The following is a 16,280-nucleotide window of genomic DNA, read 5'->3' on the forward strand; positions in this document are numbered from 1 at the left end:
ATTACAATCCCAACACTATGTTTTTGCGCTGTAAAATCTCAAGTAACACATCACTTTGCAATAAGTCCAATTCAGCCTTACGCTCTTTAGTCGAATGGGCTGAAACATAGCGACTATCCTTATAATAGACTTCTGAGAAATCAGCACAAACCAACGGATGCATCATGATCTCAATCACGGCATCTTTATTGCCGACATTGGCTATAACTGCCGCCAAAGCCTTTTCAATATGCTCCATTGTCATGGCACAACTTGCTGTACTGCCAACAAAATAATCTGCCGTTGCAATGCCTTTGGAAGCTAACAAGGTTTTCATCGGGCGCGCCCAATAAGAAAGCAAATTACGCCTAAGCATCCCTGAAACCTTTTGTTTAAAGGCTCCTTCCCACGAATAGGCGATTTCAAGAGGCGTACGCACATAAGACACTTTATACCGCGTGAAAATTTCAGTCATAACTGAATGGAGCTGAGGAAGAACATGGACATGGAGATGTCCATCAAGGCGTAAGGGCCGCTCTGGAAACATCATCAAAACGGCGTCAATCTGCGCACAGAATTCATTCAGAACCCATCTCCGCACAGACTCACCACCTGTGGTAAGTTTCCATATCAAGCGTCCCAATGTCAGATGGAAAAAACCGTCTTGTGTCACCAGTCCGACTGCTTCTCCGCCTGTTGTCAAAGCCTTACCTTCAAGTAGATTGAGATGAACGCCAACATGGCATGACGGATAAGTATGCAATTGTTCAAATGATGTAACATCAGCCCCACCCGGCATCAACGAGGTTGATTGTATTCGTCCCGCTTTAACAGCAGCCAATATTCCCTTGGAACAGCCCTGATCCAGCCCAAAGTCATCCGCATGGAAAAAGCAGCGCAAGCTCATCGCCGTTTCTCTTTTGACGATCCTTTATCCTGATCAAGCCGTGTCTCTATAATAAAACGAGGACGCGATTTGATCTCGTAAAAAATCTGTCGGATATAAATGGATAAAAGGCATAGGGAAGACAATATCGCAATGCCTGTAATCAAGACAACGAAAACAAGCGTCGAAAACCCGCTGACTGATAGGCCCATTATTTTCGAGATAAGCGCGTCCCCTGCAACAATAAAGGCAAAAATAGCAAACAAGCCAAGCATAACCCAGATCAGCATCAAAGGCTTTGCTGAAAAACCGGTAAGGGAATCCAGCCCTAAGCGTATCTTTTTGAAAAAAGACCAACCACTTGTTCCATCAAGACGATCCACCGGAGTGAAACTGATCGTTTCTTGCTTAAAGCCTAACCAATGGACGACACCACGATAAAAAAACAGTTTTTCAGGCATGGCGCGCAAAATATCAGCAACCCTGCGATCCAACAGGATAAAATCACTTGCCGTTGAAATATCGGTATCTGTCACCCATTTGAATAATTTATAGAATCCGCGCGCCATCAATCGGTCAAAGAAACTTTCTTTCTGTCTTTCCAGCTTAACGCCTATAACAATATCCGCGCCATTCATCCATTTTTGCACCATCTCACCAATAAGCTGCGGTGGATGTTGCAAGTCACAATCAATTGTTACCAAGGCATCTCCGCTGGCAGCTGCAATCCCTGCAGCAATGGCACCCTCCTTACCAAAATTTTTCGCAAGCTTGATGCCAATAACATGGGATTTCTTGCTATTTTCATCAACAATATTGCGCCAGCTATTATCGCGAGAACCATCATCAACCAATATAATCTCATATTGATAATCGAGCCCGGAAAACACATCGCCAACTGCAGCAATAAATTTGGCAATATTTTTGCCCTCATTATAAACCGGTGCGATAATCGATATTTTTTTCATAATTTCTATCTGCCTGTTTATGATCTTTTGACATGAAATGGTTATGAAGAAAAGCCCTGTGAACAGAGTAAGAACAAGCTCGCAATCCACAGGCTGACATGACATTATAGCGATGATTCTTTATAAACCTGTCAGCAATCAACAACTGTAAGAAAACAACCTCCCTATGGATGATAATGAAACCGATCTGTTTGACGTTCTAAGTAATACACAGGCGCGTGCCCGTCAGACAGAACCCAGCCAGATACAACCCCAGAACAAGCAGGCACCCGTTCCACCTGCCGTCACACCGATGCCTGCCGCACCGGCCAGCACAACATCTTCAAGCAAGGCCGAAGAAGCCTATGATGCATCGGCCATCCGTGTACTGGAAGGACTGGAACCGGTTCGTTTGCGTCCCGGCATGTATATTGGCGGTACAGATTCCAAGGCTTTACACCATCTTTTTGCCGAAGTGATCGACAATGCCATGGATGAGGCTGTTGCCGGACATGCCAACTTTATCGAGGTTAATCTTGATGCAGACGGCTATTTAACAGTTTCAGATAATGGTCGTGGTATTCCGGTTGAAAACCATCCGCAAATGCCGGATAAGTCGACGCTAGAAGTCATTATGACCCAGCTTCATGCCGGTGGTAAATTCGACGGTAAAGCCTATGAAACATCGGGCGGGCTGCATGGTGTCGGTATTTCTGTCGTCAATGCGCTTGCCGATGATCTTGAGGTTGAAGTTGCTCGTGGTAAAAAACTCTATCGGCAACAATTTTCTCGCGGCGTACCACTCGGCCCCTTGCAAGAGCTCGGCGATATCCATAACCGCCGCGGCACACGCGTACGATTTCACCCCGATGCCGATATTTTTGGTCCACGTGCCGCGTTCGAACCAGATCGCATTTATAAAATGGCGCGCTCCAAAGCCTATCTTTTTGGCGGCGTTGAAATTCGCTGGAGTTGTGATCCTTCAAAACTTGATCCCAATAAGGATATTCCTGAAAAGGCTGTCTTCCATTTTCCGGGTGGATTAAAGGACTTTCTCACCTCTTCATTAGGGCCTGAACAGCGTATTACGGCTGAAGTTTTTGCCGGAAAAACCCAAGACCGCGGCGGCCACGGCTCGGTCGAATGGGCCGTTGCATGGTATGGTGGCGATGGTTTTGTCCATTCCTATTGTAATACAATTCCGACTGGCGAAGGTGGCACCCATGAAGCCGGCTTGCGTCAGGTGTTGATGCGTGGTCTCAAAGCCTATGGCGAGCTGATCAATAATAAACGTGCCAATATTATCACCACAGACGATGTGATGATCTCAGCCGCAGCCATGTTATCCGTCTTTATCCGCGAGCCCGAATTTGTCGGACAAACAAAAGACCGCCTGGCTACCGTCGAAGCACAACGCATCGTCGAAAACGCAGTCCGCGATCCGTTCGACCATTGGTTGGCCAATAGCCCGCAAGAAGCTTCGCGCCTGTTGGATTGGGTTATCGACCGTGCAGACGAGCGTCTGAAGCGCCGGCAGGAAAAGGAAATTACCCGTAAAACAGCCGTGCGCAAATTGCGTCTGCCCGGCAAACTTGCTGACTGCACACAAAATGCGGCGACCGGAGCAGAGCTTTTCATTGTCGAAGGGGATTCTGCTGGCGGTTCAGCCAAACAGGCGCGCAACCGTGCCAATCAGGCTATTCTACCGCTGCGGGGTAAAATATTGAATGTTGCCAGTGCCGGACGGGACAAACTGGTCGCTAACCAGCTGATTGGCGACCTCATACAGGCTTTAGGCTGTGGCACACGCTCCAAATACAAGGAAGATGATCTGCGTTATGACCGCATCATTATCATGACTGACGCCGACGTTGATGGCGCACATATTGCATCCTTGCTAATTACTTTCTTCTACCAAGAAATGCCCGATCTTATCCACGGCGGCCATCTTTATCTGGCCGTACCGCCACTTTACCGCATTGCACAAGGCGGCAAGGTTGCCTATGCCCGCGATGATGCACATAAAGACGAATTGCTCAAAACCGAATTTACCGGCCGCGGCAAAATTGAAATAGGCCGTTTCAAAGGTCTAGGCGAAATGCGTGCGGATCAATTGAAAGAAACAACCATGAACCCGAAGAAGCGCACGCTTTTGAAGGTCGAAATTGATCAGCTAAGCGATCAGGATACCCGCGAAACGGTTGATGATCTGATGGGAACAAGACCGGATGCACGATTCCGTTTTATTCAAGAAAATGCCGAATTCGCTCACGATCTGGATATCTGATCATTAAGTAGCTGCAGCATCAATAACCCGTATTTGCGGGGTAACACGGCCATTCCAAAAATTCAGTGTCAAATTACCCGCCAGATGGATGGCCTCTCCATTATGATCGGTTAAAAAATCACCCAATGGTGTTCCAACTGATCGGAATGCAATAGCTTTTATTTTTTGCCCCTGGCTATTAGCCATAGTCAGACTAAGATGTCCCTTACCGACTTCACGCAGATTGGTCAACCGATGATCCGGCAAAACCAGAACAGGCATCGGATTACCGGCACCATACGGCCCGGCTTTTTCAAGGCTTTCATAAAGCGAAACATTTGCCCCGCCTGCAGAGACAAGTCCATCAACAAACAATGTTGCTGTATGCCTGATTTTATCGACTGTCGAGCCTATTTTCTGCTCCATCCATTGACGAAAGGTATCAACCCTATAGTCTGCAATGGTAATACCCGCGGCCATGGCATGACCTCCGCCTTTCAACAATAAGCCATCCTCCACCCCTTGGCGAACAAGTGCACCTAAATCGATCCCCATGACAGAGCGCCCAGACCCCGTACCGCTTCCATCACTCTTCAACGCAATTGCAAAAGCAGGACACTGGAAACGTTCCTTCAAGCGGGCAGCCAACAGGCCAACAATACCCGGATGCCAATCCGCACTTGCCACAACAATCACAGACGGTGTCTCTCCCGTCATCAAAAGTGGCAGTAAACTTGCTTCGGCCTGCTCCAATTGTTCACTTTCCATAGCCTGACGCATTTCATTAAGGTCATTTAACTGTTCCGCAATCTGATCCGCTTCATCAGAATCATCGATGGATAGCAGTTTGGCACCAAGAGCCTGGTCACCTATACGGCCACCTGCATTGATCCGCGGACCGATAACAAATCCGAAATGGAAAGTATTAAGAGGTTCACCAATACGCGCTACTTTTGCCAACGCAGCAATCCCCTTGTTTTGCAATGTCCGTCCAACCTGTAAACCTTTAACAACAAAAGCACGATTAACACCGATAAGCGGTACAACATCACAAACAGTCGCCAGTGCCACCAGATCCAAATAAGAAAGAAGATCCGGCAAAGGACCTACCTCCTTACCCCGTAATTGCCGGCATATCTGCGCCAACGCCATAAAGACCACGCCAGCAGCGCAAAGATGTCCCTGCCCTGATAAATCATCGGGGCGATTGGGATTAACCAATGCATTGGCCTTATCATGGATCGCATCCATCTGATGATGATCCAGTACCACAACATCACCACCCGCATTACGGGCCGCCGCAATTGCCTCAGGACTATTCGCGCCGCAATCCACCGTGATGATAAGCGAAGCACCATCCTCAACCAGCATGCGCATGGCATTTTCATTCGGACCATAGCCTTCAACCATACGATCCGGAATATAAATAGGACAGGAAATACCGAAATGCCGTAGAAAGCGGGCCATAATAGCTGATGAACATGCGCCATCAACATCATAGTCACCAAAAATTGCTATCTTTTCCCGCGATTGGATCGCCTGGGCAATACGATTTGCCGCCTTATCCATATCTGTAAAGACCAGCGGATCAGGCATTAGATTTTTTAAAGTCGGATCAAGATAGGAAAGCGCATCATATTCATCAATACCACGAGCAGAAAGAACAGAAGCAACAAGATCGGAAAGTCCGAATTTCTGAGAAATCGCCAAGGCATTATTGCGCTGCTGAACATCCAGCCTACTAAGCCAGCTTTGCCCTGATGCCGATTTTTCAACATTTAAAAGATACTTCTGATCAATACTTTGTGCCATATCTCATCTTATCCCAATCCCCTCCACCAAAAACAGGAAAAAATACATAACAATAAAAAAGCCCGATAAATCGGGCTTTTTTAACCAATATACAGACAACCTGCATCAATCAAACTTGGCTATATCCTGATGGCGCGCACGAATATTACGCACCGTACCTGTATGTGAGCGCATGACAATCGTATCGGTCTGGATATAGTTACGGGCAAACTTAACCCCCATAAGCATATTGCCATCAGTCACGCCGGTTGCAGCAAACAACACATCGCCACGGGCCATTTCACTCATGTCATAAACTTTTTTAGGGTCAGACACCCCCATTTTGGCAGCACGGGCAATCTTTTCTTCCGTATTGAGCTGCAAGCGGCCCTGCATCTGACCGCCGATACAACGAAGCGCTGCCGCTGCCAACACACCTTCAGGCGCACCACCGATACCGATATAGATATCAATACCGGTTTCATCCGGATCTGTTGTATGGATAACACCGGCCACATCGCCATCACCAATCAAACGGATTGATGCACCAGTCGCCCGAACCTCATCAATCAGCTTGGCGTGACGTGGACGATCCATGATACAAGCGGTGATCTGATTGACCGCAACACCTTTGGCTTTGGCCAATGCGTGAATATTATCAGCAGGCGCCGCATCAATATCAACAACCCCCTTAGGATAGCCCGGTCCAATAGCGATTTTTTCCATATAGACATCGGGAGCGTAAAGCAGATTGCCTTTTTCAGCGATGGCAATAACAGCCAATGAATTCGGCAAATTCTTGGCACATATTGTAGTGCCTTCCAGCGGATCAAGAGCAATATCGACAGCTGGACCTTTTTTTGTGCCAACTTCTTCACCAATATAAAGCATCGGTGCCTCGTCACGCTCGCCCTCACCGATAACAACAGTACCATCAATCGGTAATCGGTTAAGCTCTTGACGCATAGCGTCCACAGCCGCCTGATCTGCAGCCTTTTCATCACCGCGACCACGAATCCGTGCCGCCGCAACAGCTGCACGTTCCGTTACACGGGCTAATTCCAGTGTCAGAATACGGTCAAGACCTTGAAAGGAAGCGTCAGATGATTTCGGCATAATAATTTTCCCAGCCAAATAACAGAATTTACACACGTATCTGTCTTCATGACAAACACATTATTTATATCTTTTCGCAAGAACTGACGCCGCTCGCAAGAGGGAGCCATTCAAATTCCTATGATAAATGAAACATAACACCAATTTATGTGACTACCAGTCCCATTATTTTATCCCGCAGGCCGCTCAATCCTGATCATTTGCGGCTTATCAACCAGATTATTATCAGCAGTAATCGCATCAAGCGCCTTGCGTACTGCTGATTCTGTCGTCTCATGCGTAATCAGAATAATTGTTTTGGTGCCTGGCTGGATATTTTCCGCAACAGGCCGCTGAACAATTGATTCCAGCGAAATATCATTATCCGCCATACGTTTGGCAACACTGGCAAAAACCCCTGTACGGTCATGAACCGTCAAACGAATAAAATACCCACCAGCATGAGCACGCATACGCGCTTTCTTATAAGGCGCAAGTGCCATAGCCGGCGTACCAAAAACAGGACCATGCTGAAAACCCGGTTGAGACTTGGCTATATCGGCCAAATCACCAATAACGGCAGAGGCTGTTGCATCACCACCCGCGCCAGGCCCCGACAACAAAAGCTCACCCAACAGATCAGTCTGAATAGAAACGGCATTGGTAACACCTTGAACCTGTGCGATCACCGAGGATGTCGGCACCATAGTCGGATGAACGCGTTGTTCGATACCAGTATCGGTTTTAACTGCAACACCAAGCAATTTTATGCGATAACCAAGCTCATCGGCAGCCCGAATATCAGCCAGCGATATATTGCTAATGCCCTCGATATAAATATCATCAACCGCAAGGACAGAACCGAAAGCAAGGCTTGTCAGGAGTGCCAGCTTGTGCGCTGTATCATTACCTTCGATATCAAAAGCCGGATCGGCTTCTGCATATCCCAGCTTTTGTGCATCTTTAAGACAATCGGCAAATGAAATACTCTCTGCCAGCATACGGGTTAGAATATAGTTACACGTGCCATTTAGAATACCATACACACGACTGACACGATTACCGGAGAGCGATTCACGCATCGCCTTGATAACCGGAATACCACCAGCAACAGCAGCTTCAAAGTTGAGCAATACCCCCCTTTTTTCAGCAATCTTTGCTAACAATACTCCGTGACGCGCCAGAAGTGCCTTATTGGCTGTCACAACATGATGACCTGCTTTCAGCGCCTTTTCAACGCTATGATAAGCAGCCCCATCTTCACCGCCTATAAGTTCGACAAAAACATCAATCTTGTCGGATATCGCCAGCTCTTCAGCATGATCAAACCATTCGATATTATCAGCATTAAAGCCACGATCACGCTTTTTGTCGCGTGCACTGGCAGCAACAACATGGATAGGACGCCCACATTGGCGAGTCAGCATCTCTGCTTTATCCTGCAAGATGCGAACCACCGAACTACCTACCGTGCCTAATCCGGCAACACCGATTTTTAATGCGTCGCTCATTATATTTCTGTCTATTTATTCTCTTCTGAGAAGAAGCGTTTAATATTACGCGCCGCCTGTCTTAAGCGATGCTCGTTTTCAACCAGCGCAATACGCACATGATCATCACCATGCTCACCAAAGCCAAGACCGGGAGCTACAGCTACATCGGCTTTTTCAATCAACAATTTTGCAAATTCAACGGAACCAAGATGCTTGAACCTTTCAGGTATCGGCGCCCATGCAAACATAGTCGCAGCAGGTGGTGGCACATCCCAACCGGCACGCGCAAAACTTTCAACCATGACATCACGACGCTTGCGATAAACATCACGAACCATCTCAATATCATTGCCATTACCGTTCAGCGCAGCTGTTGCTGCAATCTGGATCGGCGTAAAAGCACCATAATCAAGATAAGATTTGACACGGGTCAAGGCTGCAATCAACCTTTCGTTGCCAACAGCAAACCCCATACGCCAGCCTGGCATCGAAAAAGTTTTCGACATCGAGGTAAATTCAACTGCAACATCCATTGCACCCGGTACTTCCAACAAAGATGGCGGCGGATTGTTATCAAAATAAATTTCAGAATAGGCCAGATCCGACAAAAGAATAATGTCATGCTTTTTAGCAAAAGCGACAACCTCTTTATAGAAATCAAGATCAGCCACATAAGCAGTCGGATTGGATGGATAACTTAAAATAGCCGCAATGGGCTTGGGAATCGAATGACGAACAGCCCGGTCAAGCGCCTGCATAAATTCATCCCCCGGCTTGGCCGGCAAAGAGCGAATAACACCGCCGGACATGATAAAGCCAAAGGAATGAATCGGATAGGTTGGGTCTGGACATAGGATAACATCCCCCGGTGCCGTAATGGCCTGCGCCATATTGGCAAAACCTTCCTTAGACCCCAAGGTTGCAACAATCTGAGTATCTGGATTGAGTTTAATACCAAAACGACGTTGATAATAATTGGCCTGTGCCTTGCGCAAGCCCGGAATGCCTTTGGATGCCGAATAACGATGGGTACGTGGATCATGAACCACTTCGATCAGCTTATCGACAATATGTTTAGGTGTCGGCAAATCAGGATTGCCCATGCCAAGATCAATAATGTCGGCTCCACCCGCTCGTGCCGCCGCCTTCAGGCGGTTAACCTGCTCAAAGACATAAGGCGGGAGGCGACGAATTTTATGAAATTCTTCCGACATCATTTTTCCATTAGTTTAGGTTAGTATTCTAGCGATTACCGCTTTTTTCAATTTCTTGCAGGGTCTTTTCAGCTTCCCGACGCGCATCTTCTTTTGCATCGACAGGAGATTCTGCCTTTGCGGCAGCGACACCCGGCAGGCTCTTCAAACGACGCTTATCCCGATCAAGCTGAGTGGTAAGCTTTTCACGCTCTTCATCTGTGAACTGCGCCGTTGCCGCCTGCGGCTGGGTAAAGTGTGGATAGGTATTTGTCTGCTGGGCGCTTTCATTCGCTGCAAATGAGAATTCCTGTCCTCTACCACAAGCCGACACAAGCCCGCACAGCGATAAAAGCGCCACAAAGCGCCATAATTTGGATTTAATCACCATGTGCCATCCATTCATCCTGCTAATATTGACATCTACCAATTGATTATTGTGCGCTTGTCGTCAAGACGTGTTTTACAGTAAGTGGCTGTCTTCATACAATTTTGGTGGTTTTATCGCAATAACTTGATAGAAGCACTATAAATTTAAAGCCTGAAACACAACGTGATGAACAATTGGGGACATAAACAGCGCTAACATTGCACCCTGTGCTATGATCCTTTATTCACAATAGAACGAAGCGGAAGATTTTCTGATTCTTTAACACAAGTGAATGTGCCCAATCGGAGTGGTCTTTTGGCAAAATGTCGTCAATCCTTTAAGATGCCATTATTGTATCGACTTTATCCCCTATTGAAACGGGCACTCCTATTTGCATCATTGGTTCTCACCTTATCTGCCTGTAACACGACCGGGTCCCTGTCACCCGACCTTGCCCAATCAACACCTACCAACGAAGCCAGCGCAACACCCCAAGACGCTGATTCGCCAACGGACAGCTCACAAACACAGACAGACATGCCAACCGAATCCGTAGCCACCGATCCCAATGCAACAACGGTGCCCTTGCCACAAAGCAACCCTCAAGATTCGGCACCAAAAGTCCAAACCGCTTTGGCCGAACAACAACCGACCGAAAAACCTAAAAAGACGGCGTTGTTTTCATTTGGCAAAAAAAAACAAGAACCTGAATTAACGCCCCAGCCCACACAACAGGCTGAAACACAACAAACAACGACACCACAAGTCGCTCAACAGGCCCAGATCGCCGATGACACAGCCTCAAACAGTCCAAGCGAACCATCCGGCACTGTGCAAGTTCCACCACAACGCGATGCACAAAGCCAGCAAAAGGGATCCTTGATGCGTCTTTTTGGGTCCAGCAAGAAAGAACCCAAATTGGGCTCTCCAAAACCGGAAGAAAAACAGGTTGCTGCCATCGTGCCGCTCCCCAAAACCCAACCGCCTCATAAAAAAGACCCCAGTGAATATAATGACGTTCTACCCGGTGTGCGCCCTAATGGCGGGATTGTTATCAAACACCGCAGCAGTCTTTATGACGACACAGATATCGATGCCAACGAATCAGATTATACGCCAACCTATACATTAGCCTCGCTCGGCGGTCTGGGCCGCAATCTGCCTAACGGCCTACGGGTGGCCCGGGAAGGAATCGAAGTTTCATGTCTCAAACCCCAGCTTGTTGGTATATTGAAAACAATTGAACGGCGGTTTGGCCAACCGGTTATCATTACATCCGGTTATCGCAGTCCTGCCTATAACCGCAAGGTCAACGGTGCCAAGCGCTCGATGCATATGGCGTGTGCAGCCGCTGACATACAGGTACCAGGCGTTAGCAAAATGGAAGTCGCTAAATTTGTCCGCGCTTTACCCGGCCGGGGTGGGGTCGGCACCTATTGTCATCAGTCTATTCATGTTGATGTCGGTCCAAAACGTGATTGGAATTGGGCTTGTAGCGCAAAAAAGTAATTTTTTTTGAAAAAAAACACAAACTGGGCTTGCGGATAAAAAATATCCTCTCTATAAGCCAGTCTCACTGGTCCGCGCCCATCGTCTAGCGGTTAGGACGCCGCCCTTTCACGGCGGAAACAGGGGTTCGATTCCCCTTGGGCGTACCAGTATTGTCCTACATAACCATTTGATTTCCCAAGATAATTATTGATTGATTTCAGAGTGTTTTTTGAAACACAGCGCTTTTGTGTCCCAAACTGAACAAAAAAACATACAATTAAATTAAAAAAGCAGACGCACAGATAGCCAGCAAAGCGGTCATTAAATCAAGTGTCCAACGATAAAGCCGCAAAGCTCTTTTTATATCAAACGGAGTTGGGACAGCTCCATTTTCGTTTTGATAAGAATCATCCGTCAAAATACCACCATAAAAACGTGGCCCTGCGAGACTGATCTCAAGCGCCGCCGCAAAAGCAGCTTCCGGCCAACCGGCATTAGGCGAACGATGACGAGAAGCGTCAGCGAAAAGAATATGCAATCCACGTCGAAAAGCCGCTCTACCCTTTCTCATCCAGACAATGAATAGAACCATCAAGGCGTTCAAGCGTGCGGGAATATAATTGGAAAAATCATCCAATTTGGCAGCAGCGTAACCAAAGTCACTAAACCGTTCATTCTTATGGCCAATCATCGAATCTGCGGTATTGAGCATCTTATAGGCAAAAAGCCCCGGTAACCCCAAAAGAAGAAACCAAAAAACCGGAGCAACAATACCGTCGGACATATTTTCCGCAAGGCTTTCAATCGCCGCGCGACAAACACCCGTTTCATCCAATTTTTGTGGGTCACGCCCAACAATCTGCGATACAGCATGTCGCGCCCCGGAAATTCCCGCACTGTCAAAAGCTATTGCAACCGCCTGCACATGATCACGTAGACTTTTCTGGGCAATAAAGACCGAACCGATCAAGGCTTCAATCACACTTCCCCACCAGCCAAGCGGATACAATAAAAGCTGGATTATATATGCAATACAGATACTGACAAAAAGACACGCAACAATTGTCAGCCAACCATAATAGAAACGTTTTCGCGCAAGAAAATTGGCATTGTTCAAATGTTGCTCAAACCATGCAATCAAGCGGCCAAAAAGCACAACCGGATGCGGCAAACGCCGCCATAAGCCATCAGGGTCTCCAATAAAACGGTCAAAAACAACCGCCAGCAAGACAACAATAAAGACATGCCCCAATGATTTTATTCCGTATCCTTATACGCAGAATCGCGCTTTTCCAGATACCATGAATAACAGAAAATAACCAAGCCGGTTGCTGTAAGTGCAGCTCCTAGAAATCCAGTGGCATCATAGCTGAACCCGAGAGATAGCATGATACCACCACCAAATGCCCCCAAGGCATTACCGGTATTGAAAGCCGACTGGACCAGCGCACCAGCCAATGTTTTGGCATGGGCTGCAACATCCATAATCCGCGTCTGGATCGACGGCATGCTGGCAAAAGACGTCCCAACCAGAAAACAGCCTATCGCTGCACTGACTTTAGCATGTGATAGGAAGTAAAAAAGGAAATAGATCAATGCGCTAGTTAAAGTTGTAAAACAAATTGTCTTCATAATACCGATACGCGACGAAATCATCGGTCCGACAAGATTGCCTACCACCATGCCACAACCGATAAGCGGCATGATAAAAGGAACCATATCCAATGAATACCCGGCCTCTTCAATCAATATTTTTTTGATATAGGTAAAAACTGCAAACAGCCCTCCACTCCCAATGGAAACAACAGCCAACATCAGCCAAACCTGTTTCTGTTTTAATGCGCCAAGCTCCAACAGCGGACTGGAGCTGATAGCGGTCGCAGAAGTTGGTAGATAAAATGCCACCATAATGGCACAAAAAACCGCAACAATACCAACAAGGATGAAAGCCACCTGCCAATTAAAAATTTGGCCGATAAATGTAGCCCCGGGAGCTCCAACAACGGTTGCAATCGTCAACCCCAGCATAATATAGCCAATGGCTTTCGGACGGTCACGAACCGCCACCATACCAGAACCGGCAAGAGCCGCGACACCGAAATAGATACCATGTGGTAAACCACTGAGAAAGCGCAACCCCACCAAACTTGCATAACTAAAAGCAAAAGCACTGGTAATATTGGCCAACGCATAAAAAAGCATCAACCCAATCAGCAAATTCTTGCGCGGCATTTTAGCCGTAGCAACAGCCAATATTGGCGCTCCAATCACAACCCCCATAGCATAAGCAGCAATATAATGGCTAGCTGTCGGATCATCCACACCCGTTGTTTTCGCCATTTCCGGTAACAGGCCCATACTGACAAATTCAGCCGTACCAATAGCAAAACTGCCCACGGCAAGCGCCAGCAAAGCCAAGCGGCGGCTCCGTGCACTCATATCCGGCAAGGGCGCGGATTTATAAATGATATCCGACATATTTATAGAGCCTGAAATTTAAGCAAATAACGATTGATATGCTATCTGCTGTTTTTAAATCGCCATTTCAAGAGGTAACATCATCTTGTCAACCTATTACGATTGATACAGATCATTCTTCCATGTCGAGAATATGGATGAACGAACCTGCTACATTGCCCTCGCGTAATCCCATATCACCGAGCGATGTTCCTAACGCATCACGCGCTTTGAACAATGGTGTTGCGCCACTTTCCGATATAATCGATGTATAATGATATTCATGGCCACGCAAATGGCCGCGCCATGGAAAATCCCCCATAGCCTCCAATAACCGATACCCCAAATGAAGCTTTTTCTGCTTGAAACTGGTTTCAAGCGGCAGCAGGCCAAGCATATCATGCTTGAATCCATTTTCATCTTCCAAAGACCGCCCCAAAACCATGTAGCCACCGCACTCTCCGTACACAGGCGCCCCATTGGCTGCCATCCGGCGTAGGCCATCCATAAATATTTTATTCTGACTCAGCTTTTGTGCGTGCAATTCGGGATAGCCCCCCGGCAAATAAACCGCATCAGCTGTTTGACTAGGAACTTCGTCATTCAAAGGCGAAAAAAATGATATTTCTGCCCCACGACGGCGCCACCCCCCCAATAAATGGGCATAGCAAAAACTGAAAGCATCATCGCGCGCCACGGCGATATGCTGTCCTAAAGGAGCCAACCGTGGAATCGCCGCAGCTTTGGCAAGATTGCCTGCAAAGTCTGAAATACGAATGATCGTATCAATATCCACGCAAGATGCAATTTTATCCGCTGCCTTCTGAATGAAAGAATTCAGTGTTTTACATTCTTGCGCCTGCACCAAACCCAAATGGCGCTCTTCCAAAACAAGATCCGGGTCACGATGGATGACACCTAGAATGGATACAGCAAGCGGGGCAAGTGCATCACGCAACATCCGTTCATGTCGCGGACCACCAACCTTGTTCAGGATAATACCGGCAATATAAAGCCCCGGCATATGACTGATAAAACCACGCACAACAGCCGCAATAGAGTGGGATTGTTTGGCGCAATCGACCACCAAAACAACAGGAAAAGCCAACATATAAGCAAGATCAGCTGAAGACCCCGTGCCATCGGCAGCACCGTCATAAAGTCCCATCATGCCTTCTATAACAATTGTTCTTCCACCTTCATTCAAACGAGAAGAAAGAGCACTGATCAAATCAGGGCGCATAGCCCATGGATCAAGATTATAACTGGAAACATCACAAGCGGCCTGGTGGAATAAAGGATCAATATAATCGGGTCCGGCCTTAACCGGAGATAAAGCAATTCCTCTATCTTTCAAAGCCCGTAACAAAGCCAATGTGACAACAGTCTTTCCGGAACCGGAAGTCGGCGCAGCGATTAAAAAACCTTTCATTCGGTACCCTCCCCGCTTTTCCACCACGCCAGGTCTTTGTGCAATGAGGCAACCTCGCCAATAACGACAACACAAGGTGCTTCCATTTTTTCCCGTTCGGCAACAGCAATGGCATCGCAAAGCCGTGTCTCAACCATGCGCTGTCTTGTCGTCGTCGCATGTGAGATAAAGGTAACAGGGCAAGTTCCATCCATACCGGCGCCCTGTAATTTCTGCACAATTTCACCGATATGACGTATAGCCATATAAAGGATAAGAACCGGTGCAGCCTTGACAATCGCGGGCCAATCAAAGGACTTAGGCACACCGCCATCGGCATCATGCCCCGTCAGAAAAAGCACACTTTGGTTGATCGTGCGATGCGTAATTGGAATACCAGCATAACTAGGGCCGGCAATGCCAGCCGTAACACCGGGAATCACCCGAAAAGTTATACCTGCTTTGGCCAGCGCCAGAGCTTCTTCACCTCCGCGGCCAAAAACAAAAGGATCCCCACCCTTAAGCCGCAAGACGCGTTTGCCCTCACAGGCAAGCTTAATCATCCGGTCTGTAATTTCCTTTTGCTTAGGCGATGGTATGCCACCTCTTTTACCGGCAAACTCAATGACCGCATCCTTGCGCGCCAATGTCAAACAGGACTGATCTACCAAAGCATCATAAAGAATATGATCAGCTTGGGAAATGGCGTGTGCAGCATGTAACGTCAAAAGACCAGGATCGCCCGGTCCAGCGCCGGTCAACCAGACATGACCGCCCTCAAATTCGGGTAACTTAAAAGGCTGCGGTAGCTGCATCAAAGAGACTTTCCGGCAAACAGATAAAACAGGAATCATTTTTCCCGTTATTTATTATCTTATCACAAGATAAATACTATAAAGTT

13 protein-coding genes and 1 tRNA gene are annotated in these 16,280 nt (G+C 47.4%); 3 read left to right on the forward strand and 11 right to left on the reverse strand.

The features are described from left to right. Position 1 precedes the first annotated feature (1 nt). Together ACYZ97_RS05270 and ACYZ97_RS05275 are read right to left on the reverse strand one after the other, a co-directional pair. The gene (locus ACYZ97_RS05270) at positions 2 to 886 is read right to left on the reverse strand and encodes a carbohydrate deacetylase (protein WP_473300422.1); all 885 of its coding nucleotides are present in this window, start codon (positions 884 to 886) and stop codon (positions 2 to 4) included. Continuing rightward, complete coding sequence (locus tag ACYZ97_RS05275) at positions 883 to 1,833, reverse strand: glycosyltransferase family 2 protein (protein WP_473300423.1); 951 nt, start codon at positions 1,831 to 1,833, stop codon at positions 883 to 885. Before ACYZ97_RS05275 ends, ACYZ97_RS05270 begins: the two co-directional genes overlap by 4 nt. A gap of 166 nt (positions 1,834 to 1,999) precedes the next feature. On the opposite strand from ACYZ97_RS05275, the gene parE reads away from it, so the two are divergent. After that, positions 2,000 to 4,099, forward strand: coding sequence for a DNA topoisomerase IV subunit B (gene parE / locus ACYZ97_RS05280; RefSeq protein WP_473300424.1), 2,100 nt, complete (start codon positions 2,000 to 2,002; stop codon positions 4,097 to 4,099). A gap of 3 nt (positions 4,100 to 4,102) precedes the next feature. On the opposite strand, the gene recJ is transcribed toward parE, so the two are convergent. The 5 genes from recJ to ACYZ97_RS05305 form a co-directional block, all read right to left on the reverse strand. After that, positions 4,103 to 5,890 (reverse strand): single-stranded-DNA-specific exonuclease RecJ, encoded by a 1,788-nt coding sequence (recJ, locus tag ACYZ97_RS05285; RefSeq protein WP_473300425.1) that lies wholly within the window; start codon positions 5,888 to 5,890, stop codon positions 4,103 to 4,105. A gap of 105 nt (positions 5,891 to 5,995) precedes the next feature. After that, positions 5,996 to 6,985: a class II fructose-bisphosphatase gene (glpX, locus tag ACYZ97_RS05290; protein ID WP_473300426.1), complete on the reverse strand. Its 990-nt coding sequence runs from the start codon at positions 6,983 to 6,985 to the stop codon at positions 5,996 to 5,998. Between the two features lie 170 nt (positions 6,986 to 7,155). After that, complete coding sequence (locus tag ACYZ97_RS05295; protein ID WP_473300427.1) at positions 7,156 to 8,475, reverse strand: homoserine dehydrogenase; 1,320 nt, start codon at positions 8,473 to 8,475, stop codon at positions 7,156 to 7,158. An 11-nt stretch (positions 8,476 to 8,486) separates the two neighbouring features. Then, the gene (locus tag ACYZ97_RS05300; protein WP_473300428.1) at positions 8,487 to 9,671 is read right to left on the reverse strand and encodes an LL-diaminopimelate aminotransferase; all 1,185 of its coding nucleotides are present in this window, start codon (positions 9,669 to 9,671) and stop codon (positions 8,487 to 8,489) included. A 28-nt stretch (positions 9,672 to 9,699) separates the two neighbouring features. Then, entirely contained in the window at positions 9,700 to 10,041 is a 342-nt protein-coding gene (locus ACYZ97_RS05305; protein WP_473300429.1) for a hypothetical protein, read from the reverse strand. A 516-nt stretch (positions 10,042 to 10,557) separates the two neighbouring features. Between ACYZ97_RS05305 and ACYZ97_RS05310 the strand changes: the two genes are divergently transcribed. Next, the gene (locus ACYZ97_RS05310; protein WP_473300430.1) at positions 10,558 to 11,529 is read left to right on the forward strand and encodes a YcbK family protein; all 972 of its coding nucleotides are present in this window, start codon (positions 10,558 to 10,560) and stop codon (positions 11,527 to 11,529) included. Positions 11,530 to 11,603: 74 nt separating this feature from the next. Next, positions 11,604 to 11,678, forward strand: a tRNA-Glu gene (locus ACYZ97_RS05315). Between the two features lie 110 nt (positions 11,679 to 11,788). On the opposite strand, the gene cbiB is transcribed toward ACYZ97_RS05315, so the two are convergent. The 4 genes from cbiB to cobA all read right to left on the reverse strand — a co-directional run bounded on the left by cbiB (position 11,789) and on the right by cobA (position 16,194). Beyond that, positions 11,789 to 12,763 (reverse strand): adenosylcobinamide-phosphate synthase CbiB, encoded by a 975-nt coding sequence (cbiB, locus tag ACYZ97_RS05320; RefSeq protein ID WP_473300431.1) that lies wholly within the window; start codon positions 12,761 to 12,763, stop codon positions 11,789 to 11,791. 5 nt (positions 12,764 to 12,768) lie between these two features. After that, positions 12,769 to 13,989 carry an MFS transporter gene (locus ACYZ97_RS05325; protein ID WP_473300432.1) on the reverse strand — a complete coding sequence of 407 codons (1,221 nt, stop codon included), beginning with the start codon at positions 13,987 to 13,989 and terminating at the stop codon, positions 12,769 to 12,771. Positions 13,990 to 14,101: 112 nt separating this feature from the next. Beyond that, positions 14,102 to 15,400, reverse strand: a complete 1,299-nt coding sequence (locus ACYZ97_RS05330) for a cobyrinate a,c-diamide synthase (RefSeq protein ID WP_473300433.1) — start codon at positions 15,398 to 15,400, stop codon at positions 14,102 to 14,104. Continuing rightward, a complete protein-coding gene (cobA, locus tag ACYZ97_RS05335) occupies positions 15,397 to 16,194 on the reverse strand; it encodes a uroporphyrinogen-III C-methyltransferase (RefSeq protein ID WP_473300642.1) in 798 nt (265 codons plus the stop codon). Before cobA ends, ACYZ97_RS05330 begins: the two co-directional genes overlap by 4 nt. Positions 16,195 to 16,280 lie beyond the last annotated feature (86 nt).

Source organism: Bartonella sp. bp_1 (assembly GCF_055808085.1).

What these genes read in the sequence shown, in the direction of transcription:
- ACYZ97_RS05270 (WP_473300422.1), bottom strand. Translation starts at nt 886, where the DNA reads ATGAGCTTGCGCTGCTTTTTCCATGCGGATGACTTTGGGCTGGATCAG.
- ACYZ97_RS05275 (WP_473300423.1), bottom strand. Translation starts at nt 1,833, where the DNA reads ATGAAAAAAATATCGATTATCGCACCGGTTTATAATGAGGGCAAAAAT.
- parE (WP_473300424.1), top strand. Translation starts at nt 2,000, where the DNA reads ATGGATGATAATGAAACCGATCTGTTTGACGTTCTAAGTAATACACAG.
- recJ (WP_473300425.1), bottom strand. Translation starts at nt 5,890, where the DNA reads ATGGCACAAAGTATTGATCAGAAGTATCTTTTAAATGTTGAAAAATCG.
- glpX (WP_473300426.1), bottom strand. Translation starts at nt 6,985, where the DNA reads ATGCCGAAATCATCTGACGCTTCCTTTCAAGGTCTTGACCGTATTCTG.
- ACYZ97_RS05295 (WP_473300427.1), bottom strand. Translation starts at nt 8,475, where the DNA reads ATGAGCGACGCATTAAAAATCGGTGTTGCCGGATTAGGCACGGTAGGT.
- ACYZ97_RS05300 (WP_473300428.1), bottom strand. Translation starts at nt 9,671, where the DNA reads ATGTCGGAAGAATTTCATAAAATTCGTCGCCTCCCGCCTTATGTCTTT.
- ACYZ97_RS05305 (WP_473300429.1), bottom strand. Translation starts at nt 10,041, where the DNA reads ATGGTGATTAAATCCAAATTATGGCGCTTTGTGGCGCTTTTATCGCTG.
- ACYZ97_RS05310 (WP_473300430.1), top strand. Translation starts at nt 10,558, where the DNA reads ATGCCAACCGAATCCGTAGCCACCGATCCCAATGCAACAACGGTGCCC.
- ACYZ97_RS05325 (WP_473300432.1), bottom strand. Translation starts at nt 13,989, where the DNA reads ATGTCGGATATCATTTATAAATCCGCGCCCTTGCCGGATATGAGTGCA.
- ACYZ97_RS05330 (WP_473300433.1), bottom strand. Translation starts at nt 15,400, where the DNA reads ATGAAAGGTTTTTTAATCGCTGCGCCGACTTCCGGTTCCGGAAAGACT.
- cobA (WP_473300642.1), bottom strand. Translation starts at nt 16,194, where the DNA reads ATGCAGCTACCGCAGCCTTTTAAGTTACCCGAATTTGAGGGCGGTCAT.